12 protein-coding genes and 1 pseudogene are annotated in these 23,345 nt (G+C 38.5%); 4 read left to right on the forward strand and 9 right to left on the reverse strand.

All coding sequences use genetic code 11. The features are described from left to right. On the reverse strand, window positions 1-7,443 hold a 7,443-nt coding region (locus tag HMPREF3263_RS00970), incomplete at its 3' end, for a two-partner secretion domain-containing protein (RefSeq protein ID WP_256337357.1). Between the two features lie 61 nt (window positions 7,444-7,504). Further along, a pseudogene (locus tag HMPREF3263_RS00975) lies at window positions 7,505-9,280 on the reverse strand (ShlB/FhaC/HecB family hemolysin secretion/activation protein). A 455-nt stretch (window positions 9,281-9,735) separates the two neighbouring features. Here HMPREF3263_RS00975 and HMPREF3263_RS00980 point away from each other — a divergent pair. The 3 genes from HMPREF3263_RS00980 to HMPREF3263_RS00990 all read left to right on the forward strand — a co-directional run bounded on the left by HMPREF3263_RS00980 (window position 9,736) and on the right by HMPREF3263_RS00990 (window position 11,208). After that, window positions 9,736-10,149 carry a hypothetical protein gene (locus HMPREF3263_RS00980; protein WP_005697053.1) on the forward strand — a complete coding sequence of 138 codons (414 nt, stop codon included), beginning with the start codon at window positions 9,736-9,738 and terminating at the stop codon, window positions 10,147-10,149. Window positions 10,150-10,177: 28 nt separating this feature from the next. Continuing rightward, entirely contained in the window at window positions 10,178-10,606 is a 429-nt protein-coding gene (locus tag HMPREF3263_RS00985) for a hypothetical protein (protein WP_005697050.1), read from the forward strand. 293 nt (window positions 10,607-10,899) lie between these two features. Continuing rightward, entirely contained in the window at window positions 10,900-11,208 is a 309-nt protein-coding gene (locus tag HMPREF3263_RS00990) for a hypothetical protein (protein ID WP_005699278.1), read from the forward strand. An 87-nt stretch (window positions 11,209-11,295) separates the two neighbouring features. Here HMPREF3263_RS00990 and HMPREF3263_RS00995 read toward each other — a convergent pair whose 3' ends face one another. The 7 genes from HMPREF3263_RS00995 to rimO all read right to left on the reverse strand — a co-directional run bounded on the left by HMPREF3263_RS00995 (window position 11,296) and on the right by rimO (window position 22,379). Then, the gene (locus HMPREF3263_RS00995) at window positions 11,296-12,750 is read right to left on the reverse strand and encodes a DASS family sodium-coupled anion symporter (RefSeq protein ID WP_005699327.1); all 1,455 of its coding nucleotides are present in this window, start codon (window positions 12,748-12,750) and stop codon (window positions 11,296-11,298) included. Window positions 12,751-12,954: 204 nt separating this feature from the next. Further along, window positions 12,955-15,432, reverse strand: coding sequence for a trimethylamine-N-oxide reductase TorA (gene torA, locus HMPREF3263_RS01000; RefSeq protein WP_005699271.1), 2,478 nt, complete (start codon window positions 15,430-15,432; stop codon window positions 12,955-12,957). 28 nt (window positions 15,433-15,460) lie between these two features. Beyond that, the gene (locus HMPREF3263_RS01005; RefSeq protein ID WP_005699312.1) at window positions 15,461-16,561 is read right to left on the reverse strand and encodes a NapC/NirT family cytochrome c; all 1,101 of its coding nucleotides are present in this window, start codon (window positions 16,559-16,561) and stop codon (window positions 15,461-15,463) included. 181 nt (window positions 16,562-16,742) lie between these two features. Next, on the reverse strand, window positions 16,743-17,678 hold the full coding sequence (locus HMPREF3263_RS01010; RefSeq protein ID WP_005699308.1) for an alpha/beta fold hydrolase: 936 nt from the start codon (window positions 17,676-17,678) through the stop codon (window positions 16,743-16,745). 56 nt (window positions 17,679-17,734) lie between these two features. Next, entirely contained in the window at window positions 17,735-18,850 is a 1,116-nt protein-coding gene (gene asd, locus HMPREF3263_RS01015; protein WP_005699320.1) for an aspartate-semialdehyde dehydrogenase, read from the reverse strand. A 138-nt stretch (window positions 18,851-18,988) separates the two neighbouring features. After that, on the reverse strand, window positions 18,989-21,007 hold the full coding sequence (locus HMPREF3263_RS01020; RefSeq protein WP_005699286.1) for a UDP-glucose:protein N-beta-glucosyltransferase: 2,019 nt from the start codon (window positions 21,005-21,007) through the stop codon (window positions 18,989-18,991). A gap of 34 nt (window positions 21,008-21,041) precedes the next feature. After that, window positions 21,042-22,379: a 30S ribosomal protein S12 methylthiotransferase RimO gene (gene rimO, locus HMPREF3263_RS01025; protein WP_005697059.1), complete on the reverse strand. Its 1,338-nt coding sequence runs from the start codon at window positions 22,377-22,379 to the stop codon at window positions 21,042-21,044. A gap of 166 nt (window positions 22,380-22,545) precedes the next feature. Between rimO and HMPREF3263_RS01030 the strand changes: the two genes are divergently transcribed. Next, window positions 22,546-23,262, forward strand: coding sequence for an MgtC/SapB family protein (locus tag HMPREF3263_RS01030; protein WP_005697062.1), 717 nt, complete (start codon window positions 22,546-22,548; stop codon window positions 23,260-23,262). Window positions 23,263-23,345: the final 83 nt, after the last annotated feature.

Below are 23,345 nucleotides of genomic sequence, written 5' to 3' on the forward strand. Positions count from 1 at the left end.
CGTTTCCCATTCTTTGGCTTCGCGACTCGCCGTCTCAAAATTATCTCGTGCTTGTTTGACTAAAGCTTGGTTCGTTTCGTTGTCATTCTCTGCCTTGGCTTTTTCTGCTTCTTCTAACGCAATTGCGGCTTCATGACGTTTCGCTTTCGCTTCTTCGCCAAATTTATTAGCAAGCAAACTTCCTGCTTCCGCAACATTTGGTCCAAATTTCTCTGTCACCTCACGTTGGAAATCAAGTTCTTTTTGAACATCATCTTTATTAAAACGGTTCTCTAATTTGCCACTTTGGCTTTGTGCACTCTCTGTAGTGATATCTGTTTTTATCGCAGCAATTTCTTCTTGTACCGTTTTGCCTGTACGTTTTAATTGCTCTGCTTCATCTTTAATTATGATATTTTGTGTATTAATACCACTTTTTGTTGTGCTAGATTGACTATCAGAATCTTTACCATAGCCCATGCCATAAGAGAATTGGAGAGACTCCTTGCCTTCAGCCAATTTCTTGGTGTTCTCTTGTCCATCTACTCCTTTAGAATTAACGGTTGTATTGCCATTTTTATCGGTATAAAGCAGATTACCATCTTTATCTGTGGCTTGTTTTGTACTTTGAGCTGCACCATTCTCTCCAAATGGTGTTTCAAAGTTAGCTGACACACTGCCACTTACACCAAAACTGCTACCGCTGTAGTTTGAATGGTTTTCAATATCTGAATGAGTCAGACTGCCCGTGCTAAAATGGTTTTTGCCATCTTTTTCTGCCTTTTGTATAGACGTAATCAATGCACCTTTAAGATCAGTATGTTTATTAACATTAATATCATAACCTTCATCTCCGGCATAAATTCCTGCCTGTTCATTCACGCTAGCATGATCAGCATTGATTTTTGATTTATTGAAACTACCACCTGCGGCAAAACCATAGCCTACTGTCACACTACCACTTACATTCATTTGTTTACCATGGTAGCTAGATTTATCTTGCAAACTCTCAATATTCAAGTTTTCAGCATTAAGTTCTACTCGTTTGCCTTTTACTTGGCTACCAATAATATTGGCATCACCACCGGCTTGAATCACGGTTTTACTCTGACTATCACCTACATGGCTAGCAACATAAGTAGTTTCATCACCATTGCCGTAGCCTTTCCCGTAATTACCACCAACTGTAATACCTGCGGCAACACCACTGCCAACTTTAATAGCAACCCCCGCATTAAAGCCACTAGATTTATTGGTACTACGCTCTTTATGATTCTGCTCAACCGCTTTAACAATCACTTGATTATCAGCCGATAAAAACGTGCCTTGTTTACCAGAAACATCTGAACCTTCAATGCTAATATTAGAATCCTTGCCCGCACCTGTCGCACCAATATTCACCTTACCACCAGCATTTACTTTAGATTTTGCTGCAGTATTACCTTCGATATGGGTTCTCGATTCGTTCTTTTGTTGTCCATACGTAATTTGAACACCTACGACAGAATCCATATTGCCACTATCCATAAAATCTTGAATAGACTTACCCGCTTTCATTACACTATCGCCTGCACGGTAAGCATCAAAGCCCGCATTGGCTGCAGCCATTGCGTTTACACGATCGTGCTTACTAGCACCCACTTGTTTAGTAGATTGCACCGCGCCCTGTACAGCCTGAATAGCAGAAAGAACAGGAGAAGTAATCGCAATATTTAAACCTTTTTGTTGAAAAGTTTGTTTATTATTGGTTTCGTATTTATCATCTGCCGCTTTAATTTGAACTTTTTTTGCCAGAATATTTACGTCACCTTTTACTGCACTGACCGTACTCGCTGTTTGTCTATAATTATTATCGGCAATCATCGTAGTATTGCCGTTCAAGCTACCTACTTGGCTACCTTGTGCATAAAGCTTAGTTTGATTATCTTCTGCAGTTCGTCTTTGACTACCAAAAGTGATGCCAATCCCACCACCAGTGAGCGCTCCCGATCTTTTCTTTTGGTAATAATCATCAGAATACACTCGGTTCTCTGCTTCACGAATATCAATATTATTAGCCTTGATCACTAATCCATTTTCAGCTACAGCATTTGAACCTTGAATATTCACATTTCCTTTATTCGAATGAATATAAATTTTATCTGCATCCAAGGTTGAACCTTGAGCAATATCATAATTGTGATTATGGCGACGAGTTTCTCCTTTTGATTGGAATACACCACGTTTAGTCCATTTCGTCGCCTCTGACAAACTTTCTTGTTGGCGACTTTCACGAATATTAATATCTCCCTCTGAAAGCACGCTCATTGTGCCATTACTTACCGAAGAAACTCCGCTCATTTCAACAGAATTTTTACCCACAAAACGAGCATCGCCTTCAATATTAAACTCCGAACCAACTTCATTACGTTGTTCAAGTTTATAGTAATTATTGCTGTTTTTAATATAGTGCTGCTTATTTTCAGTTTCTACTGTACCAAGAGAAAGCTTGTTATTTGCGTGGAAATTCGCTTGACCTTTTACATCAACTTTCGCTCCCTTAAAAGTCATATCCTCTTTAGCGTGAAGTGATACTTGACCTTGATTATTTTTAGCTCCTACATTAATGGAAGCTACTCTATTGATCGATTTATGTTTAAAACGCTCATTATCTGCCGTTTCAGAAAGAGAGCTTTCAATATTAATAGTTTTTGCAATACCAACAAGATTATTCGTCGCATTTAATGCACCACCTAAATTATTAATGCGATTTTTTGCGAGCATATATAAATCTCGTCCCTGAAGTGTACCTCCAGTGTTTTCAATATTATTTGCACTCAAATGTGTTAAATTACGTCCAGAAATCACACCACTATTTTTTACGTCACCTTGCGTATCAATAATAACGTCATTTGCTGAAATCACAGCTCCTCTGCTATCAATATCTGCATTACGACCGACAATATAAACCTGTGGTACAAGTACTTCTGTTTTCGTACCATCTTTTAACGTAACTTCACGTTTCACCATCCATACCATGTCTGAAGTGAGCTGTTTCATCTGCTCAGCCGTCAATGCTACACCAGGAATTAAATTAAGTTTCGTTGCATATTGCGCACCATTATCCATTAAGGCTTTATACTGTTCATAATCTGACGAATACCCATGAAGGAAACGTCTGCCAGTAAGTTGATTAATTTGTTCATTAACTAAACGTTGTTCATAGAAACCATCCCCTAAACGTTTCAGAATATTTTTCGGATCGTTATGAATCTGTTTAAACATATAGTCACTGCTAAGCCATTTTGATCTCTGTGTAAAACGCGGATCTGTTTCAACTAAAAACTGTCCAGATGCTGCTGGATTGATTTTATAAAGGCTTGCTTGCGGTAAACTAATATTAGGTAAATGAGTTTTAATACCAAGATCATCTTTGTTTTTAACCACACCAGAAGTTATCGAGTCTAGATTTACACGATGCGCATTCAAATCTGTGTTTAAAGGTGTTTTTTCAGCTACAGAAACACCTTGGAAATCAGATTTACCATCAACAGTAGCCCCTGTTTTTTCGACAGGTTCAGCAATTGTCAATAATTTCAAACCAAAACTAAAATCTTGGGTTGGATGAACATCAGTAAAATCACTATAATTATGATAGTGATGGTGCCCCTTTCTACCGCGTTTACGTCTCACTTTATATTCTTGAACGAATTGACCTTCATCAGTGATATCAATCGTACCGTGTATATCATCATTATCTAATTTAGAAATTGCGCCACTTAAACGTTCATTTGTTGATTGAGTAAAGACCTTATCGTCGAGTAATAATTTTTGCCCTACAAAAATTTGACTTTGTTTATTATTTAGATCTTCACCTGAAAGGTGTAATTCTCCACCAATTAATATTTTTGCTGGGTCCTGATGTTCTATTGTTGAAGTAGTAGTTGTTCTCGTATAGCGCCATTCTTTCCAACCAAATCCTTCTATACGTGTTCCATTGTTTAATTGGAAATATGAATTTGGATTACGACTACCATTATTCAGGTTATAGTAGCCGTCAACACCACCTCGATAACGATGTGAATCACTTCCTAATGAATATTCATTAATCTGTTCTTTTTCTACTTTTTTACCTAATTTTAAGTGTAAATCTTGGTTTAAAAGATGATGTGTCTTAATCCAACCACTTCCTAAAGCTTCAATGGTCGCACTACCGTTATCAATGCTATTTGCATAACCAGTTGCTTGATTATTTTCATTTAACTGTCCACCAATATAGATATTACCTAAACTCATAATAAGTGAATGGTTACGATTTACTAAATTACCGACACCTAAATCAAGTCTCTCGCGAGCAGCGATAGTCGCCGCTGTTCCGTCAGCATTCTCAAGGTTATTTAAATTGTTTGCTTGAATTGCAAGGTGCCCGCCATAAATACGTGCCGTACCAATGTTATTTACATCATTGGCTTTAATCACTGTGGTATCGCCATCAATTAAGCCAAAGTTATTTAACTTATTAGTTTGAATACGTGTATTTATTGAAGAAATTTCTGCATTAGCATTATTTTGAATAGTAGATCCTTCAACTGATGCTGAATTACCTACCACAAGGTTGGAGTTATTAACAAAATCACCTTTTGTTTTAAAAGTAAGATTATTGCCTACACCAAAGGCTTTATTTAGGGTAAAGCTATCATTTAACTCAATACCCAAATCTCCTTTTGTAATAATAGAACCCTCATCAACTAATGTTTTAGCTTGCAATGTTGTGCCAATCACTGATTCAATTGTTCCTAGTGCATTATTTACAACTAAGGTCAAATCTGGATTTACAATATCAACTCGACCAGTTGATAAAATCTCACCTTTTTGATTATCAAGAGATTGATTAATTGTAAGATTTGCTGATTTTCCAACATAAATGCCGCCAGATTGGTTTTCAACATGATCTGCATTCATTACTAAATTAGCTGTTTGAATACCTTGAGTAGGGGTATCTTGCTTAGCTTTTGTATTTTTATTATTTACATTTGTAACATTTAACACTAAACGATTTGTTGCACTAACCAAAGAGCCTTTGTCACCTTCAGCCTCATTATCCATCGTGGTCAAATTTAATGTTGAATTCACACTTTGAACAATGCCACCTTTGTTATTTAAATTTGTACCAGATAATGTTAAATCCTGAGACGAAATGACACCTTGTGCATTATTTATTGCAGCAGAAGAAATCGCTGCTGTTTTCGCTGAAATATCACCTTGTGTGTTATTCAAATTTTGGGTTTGAATCGTTAAATCAGACTCTCCCTGAATCACTCCTTTAAGGTTATTTAAATCATTTGCAAGCAATGTCGCACGAGAAACAGATGAAATAATGCCATCTTGGTTGTGTAAATTTTCTGTTTTTAATGATAGTTCGCCTTGGCTATAAACAATACCACGCTGATTATTAAATTGATTAACTGATAAATCTGCGCGATTTCCGGCAATCAGTTTTCCATCTTCATTATTAACTTGCTGCGCAGTCAATAAAACTTGTCCACCTAACATTTCACCTTTCTGGTTATTTAATGTTGAGGTACTAATATCAAGACTATTTTTTCCAAATAAATAACCAGATTGAGACTCTATATGTCCTGCATTTGTGTTAAGTTTCACACCTTGATTTGACCAAATCACACCTTGATTATTTTGAATTAACGGACTTTGAATAGAGATCAACCCTTCAGCAGCGATTTTCCCTTGAGTATTATCTAGCCCTTTTTTTAAATTCAGTGAAAAGGCTTCTTTACCACGTTGAATCCAGCTACTCTTCTTATTATTAAGTTGTGCAGTATCTATCACAAAATGCCCTGCATTTAGGTTAGTATTCTCCGCTAGAATAGCGTCTGGACTGATTAATGTAGTATTCCCCTCACTGTATAATGTTGCTTGCTTCAAATTTAAAGGTGAGTAAGTAGATTGGAGAGCAATACTATCAGCTGTTGATTGACTTTCAGATAAATCAAGGGTACCTGCTTTAGCATTAATTTGGCCACTCGCTAGATGCTGAGCTTTAGATGAAACAGAATTTTCAGCTGAGAGCATAATGCTAGCACCTTGGGCACTTTGACTATCTAATGAACGAGTCTCACCTTTTGTAGTTTCTTGAGCAGTTACACCTGCAGCGATTAACGCACCTTTACTAGCCTCAATATTCTTCGCTTGGTAAGTAACATTACCCTTCACTACAGTTTCACCTGTTTGAGTGAGATTATCCTTAGCTTGAACTGAAATCCCACCCTGACGCGAAACAATCGAACCATGTTGTGCCACATTAGCTTGAGAGCGTAATGATACATTACCTTGCTTAGTTTCAATTTTCCCGGTATTTTCAATCGTTTTCTTTGCTCTGAGCTCAGCTTGTTGTGTCGAACTGATAGTACCACTATTGACAACTTTCCCTTGGCTATCAATCTTCACATCACCTGCAGCAGCACCAATATGCCCTGCATTACGTACACCAAGACCTTGACCGTTATCCACTAAATGGATTTTCTCAGCATACATCCCGCCTAATTGGCCCACATCCACACTGTAGCCTTGGTTTTCGCCTTGGGTATTTGAGGTGCTCTCGGCTTTATCGGAGTTCTTATCGCCCACGTACACAACTGAATCATTAGTGCGGTCAATGTTGTTTTTACCTGTGGTAACTTTAATCCCTTTCTTCGACCAAACCCCACCTTTGATTTCGGCTTTCTCCGCGATAATATCGGTGTAATCAGATTGGCTGTTATCCATGCCTTTTTGGCCAACAGTCACTTTGCCGCCTTTTACGCGATAGCCTTTCAGCTCACCATTTTCTACTTCTGCTTTACCAGTTGTCAGCGTGGTGCGTCCCGCATTAATCACACCACAGCCATCACATTGGATACCACTAGGGTTGGCAATCACCACATCTGCTTTTTTACCCGCTACTTCTACATAGCCTTTTAAACGGCTTGGATTCGCTGAGTTAACTTCATTCAAAATCACTTTCGCTTCACCACGAGCAAGATTCGGGTTACCCTGCACCCAGCCTGCCATCTGAGTTTGATAGGCTTTACGAGCATTGTTTAATACAGCCCCTTTCTCTGCCACATCAAATTGAGAATATTGGTTACGCGATACTCCAGCCTGACTTGGTGCTTGAATATTAACTTGTGGGATGCCATTACCTGTTTGTAATACTGTCGGCTGTTGATTACCTGGTGCTGATTTATCCGCACGGATAGCCATATCTTCTGCTTGAACTGAAGGTGAAAGGAACACAAAGCCTAATGCCAACATCAAGCTAAAATGAATTGGATTGAGTGAGAGTGCGGTTGAAAACAACCCTGTTTTTGCTTGTACTGAACTCATATTCTCACTTTGTGCTTTACCTTGTGATTTAACAAGTTCAGATACCACAACAAGTTGATTTAATACACGGCTAAAAATAACTTTGTAATGACGTTTATTCATGTTCTCAATTTCCTTTAAATTTTAAATTCTGTCTAATTTCAATTAATCTGATAAATACGTATTAAAAACGGTAACTTACATTAAACCCGGTCGTCACATGACTGGTTCTAAATCCTTCTGGCTTTTTAATCGGTTTACCTACGAAATAATCATAGTTAATTCCCCATAATTTGCCTCTAAGACCAATCACCCCACCAATTAGGCTACTTCCTACTTGAAGCTCATCTTGACGAGAATGTACTTTACCTTGGTCTATACCTAAATAAAGCTCATGCCCTTTATTGGCAATATCCCAACCAAGTTCATTACGCCATAACCAACCTTTTTCACCCGAAAGCGAAAGCTCACCATCAAATCCTCGTACGGTATAACGCCCACCAATACTAAATTTATCTTGTTGAGTTAAAGGTGTGCGATTCCATTGACCATTCCAACTAGTATTGAAACGAAATGGTTGATTACCCATCGTAAATGGATACGTTAAATCAAGTCCTGCTGTAATAATTTGCATGCGTGAAGTCCCTTCACCAAACGCTTCTTCTGGTGCAGGTAGCGCTTTATTACCGCCTGTGCCACGCTTGTAACCAGCAAAAATCTGCAAAACAAGGTCGCTGATGTAGTGAGTATGATTAATCCCCACTTCCCAACCTGCTGTTCGACGACGTTGTACTTCAACTTCTGTATCATCAATATAGTTATGAGATTTTTTCGTCCATAACGCACCATTGATATACGTTTTATGTTGACTACCACGAGAGAGTAAGCGACTTAAATTCGCTTTCATTTGTTGGCTTTCGCCAGAATAGACATAAGACTCAAAAGCCCCTGCGACTGTTTGATGATAAGAATATTTAGAGCCTGAAAGAGTTAAAAGGTAGTTTCTCCAAGGAATAGAATAATAGAGTGTTACATTTTTACTGCCATAATCACCTTCTGCATCATCACTATTACGCTTAAAGCTACGCGTACCACTGATATAGAACATATCATTCAGTGTTAACACATTATCCCAAGAAAATGTTGCTGAGCCCTGTAAACGACCTGTTGCTTTACTGCCTGAATCATCTACACCTAAAGTTAAATGAAAAGGTAAAGTCTGCTTATAGGAAATCACTATATCGGTTTCTCCTACATTTTCACTTGGTACAAGCTCCATATTAGCATCAGCACTTGGTACACGTTTTAAGTTTTCTAATCCTTGCTCAATATTGCGTACATTTAACATGTCTCCTTGCGACATTGGCATAGCAAACCACAGCGTACCGCGTGTCGCGAATGGAATAGCACTTTGGTCTTGTAATTGAATGCGACCCACTTTACCTGGTATCACTGTTAAAACTAACATGCCTGAACGCAAATCTTGCGGTTCAACCACAACACGTGTTGTTACATAACCTGCATCAATCAAACGATTTTGAACTCGACGAAGTAAGACGTTAATCCCCTCCGAGCCAATACAAGCTGGTAGCGCAAAATCACGTTCAGCATAAACTGATTTTAATGCCCAAGAAAATTGGCTAGGTTGAGCAAGTTTAGGCGGAGTTGTTGATGAAGTAGATTCTTCAGCTTGATAGTCAGTGAGTGCTAATTGATTGATGGGGAAACATTGTGCTTCATTTTGTGGAAAGCTATGGGACGATTCTTTTTCTGCCTCTAAACGTACATTCGCTGATTGCGTTTGCTGGGCCAAAATAGCAGCCTCTTGTTCCGCTTGTTGCTTTTGTTGTTGGGCATCAATTTGTTTTTATACATTTGTATTTGTAGAAGGGGGATTGGCAAAAACAAAAGGGGAAATAAGTAATAAACTGGAAAAAAAAGAGAGCAATAAATTTTTCATCTATTATGTCGATTAGAGTTAAGCTATTGATAAATATAGACCTGTAGGATATCAAATTTTTCTCAAAAAAGCCATTAAAATTTATGTGGTTAAGATAACGACATATTGACTTTATTAAAGTTTCAAAACTATTTAAAAACTGATCGCACTTTTTGTCCAGATACTTTAATTTGTATGCTATTCAAATAGCACACAACCAGCCTCTATACTATCTAGCTCTTATTTTATTAGATATAAGAATTAATAATATTGGTGGTAATAATCCATAAATAATACAGCCTAAATAAAAATGAATTATAATAATTTTTTATACATAAGTGTTTAAAAATAAATTTTAAAAATATAAATATAAAAACAAACAAAACAATAATAAAGTTTTAATATAATTAATTAATGCAAAATAAATTTACATTGCTATAATGCCTTGAGTTAGTAAAAATCAAAGGTATTTTAATATGCGAAAAGGCATCATTATTCTAGGGTTATCGCTTCTTTTAACAGCTTGTGATTTAGGTTTTCCTAAAATGACCGTTAATTACGATAATTTACCTCAAGGGGAAATTAAAGAATATATTACTAAAAATTTTCCTAATGAGCCTGAAAGAGAAGCGCTAATCAAATTGATTTATCCTCATTTAAATGGTGATAATCGTGCAGATAGCATCAAAAAGGCAGTATCCCAAATGGGCATGACTTGTGAGGCTAGGAAAGAAATTTGCGAGTATACCGGATCCATTAGAACGAAACTAACTGGGCATAGTTCAGGAAGTGGTCGAGCAAAACACATTTATCATATTGTTATTTCGCCTAAAAAAGGAATGGATTCATTGACCCTTGAATATCAAATTTTAGAAGATACTGAAAACTAAAACCCAAGAAAGATAAAAGGTACTTAACATGAAAAAATTACTCACAATATCCCTTGCTCTACTTTCCTTTGTTTCAATCAGTTGCGAAGCGAGTAACCATCAGAATCAATCTGGGGTTAAGTCATCAATTTCAACTGAAAAAACTCGTGCAATAAATTTAAACTTAATGTTAAAGGAAGTGTTTGAAACTCGTATTACCGATATTGCAAGTCAACGTGCGGATGTTAGTCATATTGTCTCCAAATATCTTCATTCAGGAATGGATAAGAAAGAAATTAGTGATTTAATTTCGGACCAATTTGAAATTTTAGAAAAAGAGAATAAACTGTTTGCACACTATAAAAAAGGTGAAGGTTACTTGGGTAATAGACGTGACTTTTATATCGAATTGCTTTTTAGTAAAGATGGAAAATTATTAAAAAATAAATCTTATTTAGATAAAAGCAATAATCTTTAATCCCTTCTTTATAGTCTTATATCAACAAAAAGTGCGGTTAAAAATCAGCGTATTTTTAACCGCACTTTATTGTTACAATAACACAACACTTCCTGCAAGATACCTGATTTAATCACATATTAAACCTCTCAACAATCATACCAAAAATTGCTCATTCTTAAACCAATTGAACAAGCCATTTGAACTAACTAATTTTCCAAATAGTCAAAGCAATCGTAAAAGGAATGCTTTTACACGCCGGATTGCATAAGTGCTTTGGCAAGCAATCCCGACAAAAATGAAGGAGTAGATTTATGAAATCTAAATTGATGAAAGGGTTAGTGATTGTTGCATTAGCAGGAAGCTTAACCGCTTGTGAAATGGACAGACAACAACGTCATACTGCAACAGGTGCAGCAATCGGTGGCGTAGCCGGTGGTTTATTAGGTGGTGATATTGCCACAACTCTAGGCGGAGCAGCATTAGGTGGCGTAATCGGTAGCCAAGTAAATAAAGACCGAGACTACGATGATAGGGAATATCGCCATTATAAAAAACATAAAAGACACCATCATCACCACAGAAAACACCGTGATTGGGATGACGACTGGGATGATGATTAAGCCAAAATACAGATAAAAATGACCGCACTTTTAAGATACAAATCAAAGTGCGGTCGTTTTTTTAGGGATTTTATGAATTAATAGAGATTACCACCAGCCTAGTAGTTTCATCCATAATCCACCCACACCAAACCAAATCACTAATGAAAGGATGGAAACAATAAAGCTCACGCCCCACCATTGACCGGTTGAGTTATAACCTGAACCGTATAATGCTGGGCCAGGACCACCTGCGTATTGTGTTAAACTCATGGATAATGTTGAGGTGTAACCTAAACCAATTGCAGCAATGATTGGTGGTGTACCCACAGCGATAGCCGCTGCCAAGAAGGCTAGATACATTGCGGAAATATGTGCCATGGCTGAAGCAAAGAAATAGCGGGTATAGAAATACACTAACACCAAAATAGTAAAGGCAACTGGCCAGCTGAAACCGCCCACAGATGAAGAAATGTGGGTGGAAATCCAAGTGATTGCACCGTATTTATTAAGTGCATTCGCCATCATGACCAATACCGCAAACCAGAACATCGTATCCCATGCGGTGGTTTCTGCCACGATATTTTTCCAGCTCATAATATTGGTTAATAATAAAATAACTAAACCGATAAACGCTGAAATTGTTGCAGGAATATGGAAGACTAAATCACCTACCGTCCAAAGGAATAAGAGAAGGATAAAGTCTAGAGCAAGAATCCATTCTGCTTTGCTCATTGGACCCATGCTTTTTAATTCTTCACGTGCCATTTCTGCCATTTTAGGCGTATCTTTTAATTCTGGCGGATAAATTAAATACACGAAATAAGGTAAGACAATTAAGCTCACAATACCCGGCACGATTGCCCCTAAGAACCATGTCATCCAAGTGATTTCTACACCTTGGCTTTTCGCAAGTTCTGCAATTAACGGGTTACCCGCCATCGCAGTTAAGAACATGGTACAAATAATGGTATCGATTTGAGAGACAGCAATCGCTAAGAATGCACCCGCACGACGAGCGGTTGGACCCGGTTTGGACTCATACGCATCAGCAATAGATTGCATAATTGGGTACATAATACCACCCCCACGCGCAGAAGCCGAAGGAATCCCCGGACCGATAACAACATCAGCCAACGCCATACCATAAGCCACGCCCATCATTTTTTTACCAAAACGACCAACGAAGTACAGCGCGATACGTTTACCTAAACCGGTTTTAATCACCGCGCGAGATAAAAACATGGCAATAGCAATCAACCAAATTGTGCCGTTCGCAAAACCGGATAACATACCAACATCACCTTGTTTTGGCGAAATTGGTGTAAGCCCAGTTAATCCGCTGATCACCAATGCCACCAAGGTTGCAGCACCCATAGGCATGGCTTTAGCGATAATAGCCACAATGGTTGCCACAAACAGCGCTAGCATTCCCCATGCTTTAGCGGATAAACCTTCTGGTGTCGGGATTAACCAAATCCCTAAACCAACGATGATGGCAATCAGCAGCCCCTGCCATTTAAAGCCAAGTTTGACTTCTACTGCTGGAATTTTACTCTCCATAGGATAACTCCTAGATAAATGAACAAAAAAATAATTCATCACGTATAACGACCGTGACGCAATCGATTAAATAAGCGGATATAAAGATACCACTTATTTAGTATGAGTAAAGATTTAAGCGAGTTTTTTAATAAAATTGAGTAAAATTTTGATATAAATAAAAAATAACCGCACTTTTAAAGTGCGGTCGTTTTTTTATTAATTTTATGCAGCTTGTTTCGGTTGTTTGAATACCGTTACTTCAGGTGCATTACCAGTAAATTTTTCAACCTGAACAATACAGGTATTCGGTGAGTTACCTTGTGCAAGTTTTGATGTGCCTTCATCGCGAGTTAATACGTTCGGGCAACCATTTTTACACAATGGTTTTTCACTTTCACCTAAGTCCATTGGGTCGTACCATGCACCTTCATGGAGGGCGACAGTACCTTTGATGATATTTTCTGTGACAACCGCACCCGCAAGTACTTGGCCTCGTTTGCTATGAATGCGAACAATATCACCATCTTTAATACCACGAGCAGCCGCATCTTCAGGGTGAATCATCACTGGCTCACGATCATTTACCGCATATTTTTGACGTAATGAAGTATGCGCCAATTGGCTGTGTAAACGATAGTAAGGATGTGGTGTCACTAAAGCTAACGGATATTCTTCCGTCACATTGCCCGCAAACTCTTCTGGTTCCATCCAGCTTGGATGACCTTTACAGTCGTTATAATGCATTTTCTCGATAACATCAGAGAAAATCTCAATTTTGCCTGACGGCGTGCCAAGAGGATTGAGTAATGGATCTTCACGGAACTCGCCATAACGCACCCATTTTTTCGCGGTTTCACCTGCTTCAAAACTTAATGGTTTATTTTCTGCCCAGAATTTATCAAAACGTGGCATTGCAACACGGTTTGCACGTGCGGCAGTAAAAGCTGCATTGTAGAATTCTTCCAGCCATTCCATTTCTGTTTTACCTTCAGTGTATTGTTCTTCCACACCTGCTCGTTTTGCGAGTTCAACGAAAATATCGTAGTCATTTTTCGCTTCAAATTGTGGAGAAACCACTTGTTTCATCGGGTAAATGCTCATCATGGAGTAATCACCAGCCATGGTTAAGTCATTACGTTCATAACTGGTGGTTGCCGGCAAGACAATATCTGCCATGCGCGCAGTTGGCGTCCAGTTTACCTCATTCACAATCACCACTTCCGGCTGTTGGAAAGCCTTCACTAAGGTATTGGTATCTTGATGGTGAACAAATGGATTACCGCCTGCCCAATATACCGCTTTGATGTCTGGGTAAGTAATTTCAGTACCGTTATAGTGAATTTTTTTGCCTGGATTGAGCAACACATCTGAAATGCGCGCCAATGGGAAAGCGGATTTAGACGTATCATCCAACCATGTTTTTGCACCTGCTTTGCCTGATGGACTTGCGGTAATGGAGCCGATAATACCACCTGTCGCCGTTGGCACCCCACCATTTGAATAGTGATAACTTAAACCGAAACCACCACCTGGCAAGCCAATTTGTCCTAACATAGATGCAAGGGTTACTAACATCCAGTGAGTTTGTTCACCATGACGTTGGCGTTGCATACCCCAACCACCCATTAACATGGTACGTTTGCTGGAGAAATCCGCTGCAAGCTGTTTGATTGTTTCTGCCGGTACACCACAAATTTTTGCCGCCCATTCTGCTGTTTTTGGTTGGCCATCGGTTTTACCTAATAAATATTCCTCGAATTTAGCGTAACCCGATGTGTATTTTTTCAAGAAATCTTTATCGTGCTTGCCTTGTTCAACTAAAGTATGCGCAATACCAAGCATTAATGGCACATCCGTTGCGGTATTCACCGGAATCCATTCTGCATTCAGCATTTGGCAAGTTTCGCTTTTTTGTGGGTCGATACAAATAATGCGTTTTCCACTCGCTTGGAATTTTTTGAAATATTCAATCCCTTTTTGGTCGGTGGACATCCAAGCAATACGCATGGTTGTGAGTGGGTTTGCAGACCAAAGCACAATGATATCGCTGTTTTCTAATACAGATTCCCAGCTGGTTTGTTGTTCATAGACTTCTATAGTACCAAGCACATGCGGCATGATCACTTGCGCAGCACCCGTAGAGTAGTCCCCTTTGTGGCCCACAAAACCACCAGTAGCATTCATATAGCGTTGTAATAACGTACGAGAAGCATGTAATGAACCACAGCTAAACCAACCATAAGAACCTGCAAAAATACCTGTTGGTCCATGTTCGTCACGTACACGTTTAAGTTGATTGTGTACTAAATCTAACGCCTCATCCCAAGAAACACGCACCCATTCATCACGACCACGCATTGTAGTATCGCTTTTTCCTGGGTTAGCTAAAAAACCTTTACGCACCATTGGATATTTCACGCGAGTTTCGCTGTAGAGCTGATCAGCCACAACTGTTTGTAATTCGTTCGGTACCGCGGGCTCAATAGCAGGACCAGATTTCACAACCTTCCCATCTTTCACAACCACACCAAGCGGCCCCCAGTGAGCCGCGGTAACCACGGTTTTCATTTCAGCTTCTTTTGCGACCGCACTTTTTGATACAACGCCTACCATACCACCAGAAAGGGCACTACCTGCCACGCCTAAAGATGTTTTTTTCAGAAAATCACGACGTTGTTCGTTTACGTTATTCTTTTTCATTTCAGCCTCGTTTTAGATAGTTAATTCATTATTGTTTTGCCATATCTTTGGCATTGCGTTGTAGATAAATAGTTAACGCACGTACTTCATCTTTGTTCATTGATGTACGGTCTTTCATGGAATTCACTACACCAATCCATTGGTTAGCGGTGTAATGATCTGCACTAATTGCCGCGTGACAACCACTACATTGAGTTTGATTTAACTGACTACCGTATTGATTAAGTGCGGTCAGATCTGACGTCATTTTTTCTTTTGCGACATTCACCGCAGCATTGATTTCTTTCCAGTCAGAATCCGTTACTGCATCATGTACAGTTTTTACGACTTGAACATGGTTACGCGCATCTTCATCCAATAAAGCAAGCGTAATACGTTTGCCTAATTCTTGATAAACAACCGCTTCAGCTCCCACTTGTTGCCAACCATGTAAGGTGCCTTGAACTTGATCGCCATTTACTTTCCATTGCATTAATTCTGCATAAGGCATGAGGCGAACCTCATTTCCTTTATCATTAGTCGCTTTCACCATTTCAGTGGCAAAAATAGCTGAACCATCAGAGAGAGTACCACCTTGTAAAGCAGAGGATTTTTGCGCATTTTGATCGCCATGAACTTCAGGAAGGAAGTGAACAATGCCCTTATGACAATCAATACAGGTTTGGCCATTTGTTTGAGCATCTGTATGGGTTTGTTTTGCTAATTTAGTTTGTTTTGAAAGCTCCATTGCATCAAAACTATGGCAGCTGCGACAAGTTTCAGAATCGTTGGCTTTCATATCATTCCATACCATTTGAGCAAGCTCTGCACGGTGGGCTTCATATTTTTCTTTATTCTCAATCTTGCCTTGTGCTTCATACCACAAATCTTTTAGAGCAATAAATTTAGCTTTAACATAATGCCAACCTTCTTTTGGAATATGGCAGTCTGAACATTGTGCTCGCACACCTTTTGCATTAGCAAAGTGGCTAGAACCTTCCCATTCTTCTTTTGGATAGCTCATTGAATGACAACTTACACAAAACTCCGGTGTACTGGTTTTATGCATAACCCACTGTGTTCCCCACAATGCCACAGCGCCGACACCAGCCAAGCAAAGTGCGGTCACGATTTTCTTCATTTTTGACATAGACACTCCAACTATACAAATAACAAAAATAACCATAAATAAGTATTATGGATTGTAGGGATATAGTGAGAAATAAACTATGATCTTGCTCAACAAAAGGCTAAACACTTATGAAATAGAAATAAAAAAACATTATATAAATCAATATATAATGTTTTATGTTCAATCTAATTAGGGAGGTTTAAGAATGAAAAAATTGATTCACGCGTTCAAGCACCGCTTTTCTCACGTTATCCTTTTCAAAAAGGATTTCATGTTTTGCTTGAGGTACAAGCATGGATTCTGCATGCGGAAAAAGTGCGGTCAATTTTTCAAGATTTTTGTTATCCACAATTTTTTCCTTTTCCGCTTGTAGGATAAGCACAGGTGTTTCCACTCTTGGAATGATTTTAGGGAGCGCTTTAATTGCATTTAAACACAAATGTACCCAACGGAAAGTCGGGCCACCTAAGTGAATAGCAGCACGTTTTCGATTAATTCGGTTCATCCATTTCATTCGCGTTTTACAATGACTGAGTTCATTAAGATTTAAGTCTGCCGGTTTATAATGTCCTTTACCAAAAACATAGCGATGACCTTGACCAAACGCCATCATCGTTGCAATGATGACTTCATCCCGTAACGGATGTTTCATGGGAACCCCAAAGAAAGGCGAAGAAAGCACTGCTTTTTTAATATGATGATCGTAATTGGCTAGATAATAGGTGGAAATCAAAGCGCCAAGGGAGTGCGCGAGAATATATTGGGCTTGATAAGCATAAAGTGCGGTCGTTTTTTCAATGATTTTTGCCATATCATCGGTATAAAAACGAAACTCATCTAAATGCCCTTTTTGAGGAATAATACGCTGTGAATAGCCTTGTCCTCGATGATCGAAAAGCAAAACATCATAACCTTGTTGATAAAAGTCATAAGCCAACTCAGTCCATTTCAGCATATTTTCTGCTCGACCATTCACCAAAATCATCAATTTTCTGACCGCACTTTCAGGCTGAACCAAATGACGATAAGCCAATTTGATATTTCGTTCGCCAGAAAGATATTGCGTCGGAAATTGCTCAAAAAAAGGCAATAACTCAGCAAGAGCAAATTGATGAAAATGAGGTTCTCTGATCATAATTTTCCAATGAAAAGGGCGTAGTAAATACGCCCTTTGTAGTGAGAAAGTAAAACTTATGCTACCAATTGTTTTAAGATACGGCGAACTGGCTCTGCAGCACCCCATAATAATTGGTCACCTACAGTGAATGCCGCTAAGTATTCCGGACCCATTGCCAATTTACGTAAACGACCAACCGGTACGCTTAATGTACCTGTTACTTTAGCTGGGGTTAATTCACGTAATGTGGTTTCTTTGTCATTTGGAATCACTTTAACCCATTCATTGTGAGACGCTAAAATTTGTTCGATTTCTTCTAATGGTAAGTCTTTTTTCAGTTTGATGGTGAACGCTTGGCTGTGGCAACGTAATGCACCGATACGTACACATAAACCATCAACAGGAATTGGATTGTCGCTTAAACCTAAGATTTTGTTAGTTTCTGCATAACCTTTCCATTCTTCTTTAGTTTGTCCGGTTTCTGGAAGAAGTTTGTCAATCCAAGGAATTAAGCTGCCCCCTAATGCTGCACCGAAGTTATCCGTTGGGAAGCTATCAGAACGCATTTCTGCTGTCACTTTACGTTCAATATCTAAAATTGACGAAGCTGGGTCTTTTAATTCGCTTGAAACCGCTTGTTCTAATAAGCCCATTTGTGAAATCAATTCACGCATATTTTTTGCGCCCGCACCTGAAGCCGCTTGGTAAGTTGCGACAGATACCCATTCCACTAAATCTTTTTCAAATAAACCACCGATAGCCATTAACATTAAGCTCACGGTACAGTTACCACCCACGAAAGTTTTAATGCCTTTTTTCAAACCTTCAGAAATCACGTGTTGGTTTACCGGATCAAGCACGATAATTGCATCATCTTTCATACGTAGCGCAGAAGCGGCATCAACCCAATAACCATCCCAACCTGTTGCTTTTAATTTTGGATAGACTTCATTGGTGTAGTCGCCACCTTGGCAGGTCACGATAATGTCTAATTTTTTGAGTTCATCAATGTCGAATGCATTTTTAAGCTCACCTGCCTCTTTTCCTGCAAACACAGGGGCTTTCTGACCTGCTTGAGAAGTGGTGAAGAAAACTGGATTAATATTGGCAAAATCTTGCTCTTGCACCATACGATCCATTAATACGGAACCGACCATTCCGCGCCAACCGATAAAACCGACGTTTTTCATGAGTTTTTCCTTATTCTATGTTGTGTTGAATAGGTCTATTAATTACAGGCTTTACGCCACAAAATCAAGTTTTTTTAGAAAAAATGAGGCTTTGTTTAATTTTTCTCAATAAAAAATCCCCTTTCGGGGATTTATTGATTATTTATCTGCTTTTTTCGTGGTTTTCTTTACCGTTTTTTTCGGCTCAGATTTACCTTCAGATTTGACCGCACTTTTCTTTGTTGTGGTAGACTTTGTTGCCTTCTCTTTTGTCGTTGCGGATTTAGTTGATTTTTTCTTTGGCTTTTCAGCTAAATTTGCCGTTTTCCATTCCTCAAATTTTTCAAGTAATACTTTACCCATTGGGCTTGGATCACCTGTAAATAAGGTTTGTAAGCCGTTATTTTCAATGATATGACGGCGAAGTTCTAAACGTTCTTGATGGTTTTCTGCTAAACGAATTGCCCGTTCAATATATTCATCTACCGTATTTGCAATTAACCATTCCGGTAAACCTAAACGTTTGAATAAGCCTTCATCGATATGCTCGTGGACTTCTGCACCCGTTTTACATACGCCCACTAAACCTAATGTCACCATATCAATAATGCCATTCGTGTTACCGAATGGGAATGGATTTACCATCATATCGCAGTTATGCAAAATACGAAGATATTGATCATAAGGTGCATGTGGATGAGCTGTTGCATCGCTGCCTAAGTAAGATTTAATAAAACGCTCTATATAAGGATGAGTTACACCCATAGATTGGCCTAATGCAAAATGAAAATGCACCTTCACATTAGCACGATCACGAATAGCTCTTAATGCTGATAAGAAATATGGATTAAGTTTCATTGTAGTGGAAGCCACACCAATGTTTACCACTTCCGGATTTTCACGTAAATGATATTCTACGCTTTGTGGAGCAAGCGCTGAAGGCACATAAGGTAAGGCATCTTTTGGTAAACGTAATAACTGTTCGCTAAAACATTTTTCAGAACCAACATAATCATCCTCTACAATCACATATTCAATAAAATCAGAATGTGTCGTAGCTGGATGGCCTAAAGCAATCACCTGAACCGGTGCAAGACGGGTATTACTTGCAAAGATAGTGGTTAAATCCATACCTATACTTGGCATATAAAGAACAGCTGCGCCATTTTTCTCACAAATAGATTTTAATTTATTTAATTTGTCAAAAATAGAACTTCCATCTAACAAATAGAATTCATCAAATACGGTTCTACCTGCATCATCCACTGCATCGCTACCTACTCCAATTAAGTGAAAATGATCACGAGCTGCAATTAATGAAGTTGAATGTGTTCGATAAATAGAATGAGATGAATGGAAATGCTCTAACAATACCACCATAACTGGTTTGCCATTATATTCACCTAGCTTAGCTACATCACGATCAGTCCATCCTTCAAGTAATAAATGACGACGAATAACTTGATTTAACGCTTTTTTTATCCAATGTTTATTTTCTGAAACATCATAGCTACAATGCATATACACATCATGTGAAATAGCACTTGGCAATTTGTTTAAATGTTCAAGTGTTGCCAATTTATCCGGAAACCACTGTAAAAGAGTATTACGTTTAGAAAATGCTTGTTCCGTACCAATAAAACGTGGTGATTGCAGTGCAAAACAAAGCGATGCACATAACCCTGGATCTAAATTCCACAAAGCATCCAAATTGACATTTACATTAGACTCTGGCAAATACAAAATACAAAATTTAATTAACGATGATCTTGTATTATCTAAATGAAAATCGGATAAATTAGCTTTATCTGGATTTCGATTATAGGTTTGTAAAACATGATCCGCATTTAAAAATGGCGATGACGCAAAAATCATACTAATCCAACGCTGGAAAGTAAAAAAGCGCAGAGCTCCGTCTTCTGAAATATCTAATTTAGGATCAGAGAATAATTGACTTATTGCGACCGCAATACGAGTACATAAGAACTTGATTTTATCTTGTCCTAATTCATCATTTAATTGATGTGGATAATCAATTTCAATACCCTCTATTCCACCAAAATTGTTATCAATTTTCCCTAAAATATCTAACAATGCCACACAAGCTTCTTCATAATTTTTTGCAGCAACTTCTTGTTCAAAACGAATAACACTCGGTTGATTTTGTACTTCTGACATTATTTAAATTCCTTTGATAAAATAAGATTAATAATTAGCAAGTTCCCCACAGATCATATTCATCTGAATGAGTAATAGTTACTTTAATAAATTCACCTACTTTTACAGGCGTACCACTTAGATTTTCAATATAAACTAAGCCATCAACTTCTGGTGCATCAGCTTTTGTACGACCAATGATACCTTCGTCATCAATTTCGTCCACGATTACATCAAGCGTTTGGCCAATTTTTTGTTTTAATCGTTCAGCCGAAATTTCTTGTTGTAACTGCATAAAGCGGTGGAAACGTTCTTCTTTTATATCTTCAGGCACTTGGTCTGCCATTTCGGTAGCCGGTGCGCCTTCCACTGGGCTAAATTTGAAACAGCCCACGCGATCAAGTTGTGCTTCTTTTAAGAAATCCAATAACATTTGGAAGTCTTCTTCTGTTTCACCCGGGAAGCCAACAATGAAAGTTGAGCGTAGGGTTAAATCTGGACAAATCTCACGCCATTGCTTAATACGCTCTAAAGTGCGGTCAATTTTTCCTGGTCTTTTCATCGCTTTTAAGATTTTTGGACTCGCATGTTGTAATGGAATATCCAAATAAGGCAACAATAAACCTTCCGCCATTAATGGAATTAAATCATCCACGTGAGGATAAGGATAAACGTAATGTAAACGCACCCAAATGCCTAATTTGCCAAGCTGTTTACACAAGGTCATTAAGTCATTTTTAATTGGCATACCATTCCAGAAAGCGGTTTTCACACCACCTTCTTTGCGTTGTGTATCCATCGCATAAGCAGAGGTATCTTGTGAAACGACTAATAACTCTTTCACACCCGCATCAGCAAGACGTTTTGCTTCATCCAATACTTGAGTAATAGAACGGCTTTCTAAATCCCCACGCAATGAAGGGATTATACAGAATGTACAACGATGATCACAGCCTTCTGAGATTTTCAAATAAGCATAGTGTTTTGGTGTTAATTTCACCCCTTGTTTTGGAACAAGACTGGTGTAAGGATTATGCTCTGGCTTTGGTACATACTTGTGTACTTGAGCCATTACCGTTTCATAACTGTGTGGACCGCTCACTTCCAATACTTTCGGGTGAACTTGGCGAATTTGATCTTCTTTCGCCCCTAAACAGCCGGTCACAATCACGCGTCCGTTTTCTTCCAACGCCTCTCCAATGGCTTCTAGGGATTCCTGCACGGCACTATCAATAAATCCACAGGTATTTACAATGACCAAGTCCACATTTTCGTAACTTGGTACAATGTTATATCCATCTGTACGTAATTCGGTCAGAATTCGTTCAGAATCTACTAAATTTTTAGGACAACCTAAACTTACAAAGCCAATATTTGGCGTTGATTTTTGCATAAATTTATTCTCAGCTATCATCATCTTTCAAAACTTCGGATTTTACTCAATTTCAAGGCGAAAGGCGATAAATTAAAGGTAAATAGATTGTAAATTTGCCCATTAAAGTCCTTTTTTCAGGTAGAATAACGCCCGTTTTTTTAATTTACTCATATTCATTATTAACATGGAAAATTCTTCTCTTTTTTCGACCGCTCTTGAACAGACGGCTTATTTACTTATCCTAGGGAAAATGCTTCTCGGCCTTGTACTTGGTGGGATTATTGGCTTAGAACGTGAACTTAAACACAAACCGGTTGGGGTCAAAACCTGTGCCATTATTGCGGTGACGACTTGTGTACTGACGATTGTCTCCATTCAAGCCGCAGAACATTATGCGCAAGTTTCAGATAATATCCGAACTGACCCCATGCGACTTGCCGCACAAGTAATCAGTGGCATCGGTTTCTTAGGTGCAGGGGTAATTTTGCACAAGAAAAATGATGCGATTTCAGGCTTAACCACAGCTGCCATTATTTGGGCAGCAGCGGCTATCGGTGTGGCAACAGGTGCAGGCTTTATTTTTGATGCGATTATTGCCACTTTAATGATTTTAATCGCTATCCGTATCAGCCCGATTGTGCAGCGTTATGTTCGTCGTAAAACCTATAAAAAACGTACTCGTTTAGCTATTCAACTGAGTTCTGCTAACGGTATCAGTAAAGTAACAGATTTATTATTGAAACATGATTACCGCATTGAAAATATCTCAGTAAAAGACCAAGCGAGTGGCGAGGTTCGCTTGCAAGTCCGATGCTACAATATTGATAATGAAATGCTAAAAGATGTCTATACACTATTAAAAACAGAAGATGAAGTACTGAGTGTGGATGTAGAAAATTAAAATCAGCTCAAAATAACACATTACTTCTATCGTAAAACTACTACTTGCTAGACAAAAAAATTAAATACCTAAACTGGATAACG

Origin of the sequence: Haemophilus sp. HMSC61B11 (assembly GCF_001838615.1) — a bacterium.
In the GTDB taxonomy this organism is placed as follows: domain Bacteria; phylum Pseudomonadota; class Gammaproteobacteria; order Enterobacterales; family Pasteurellaceae; genus Haemophilus_D; species Haemophilus_D parainfluenzae_AD.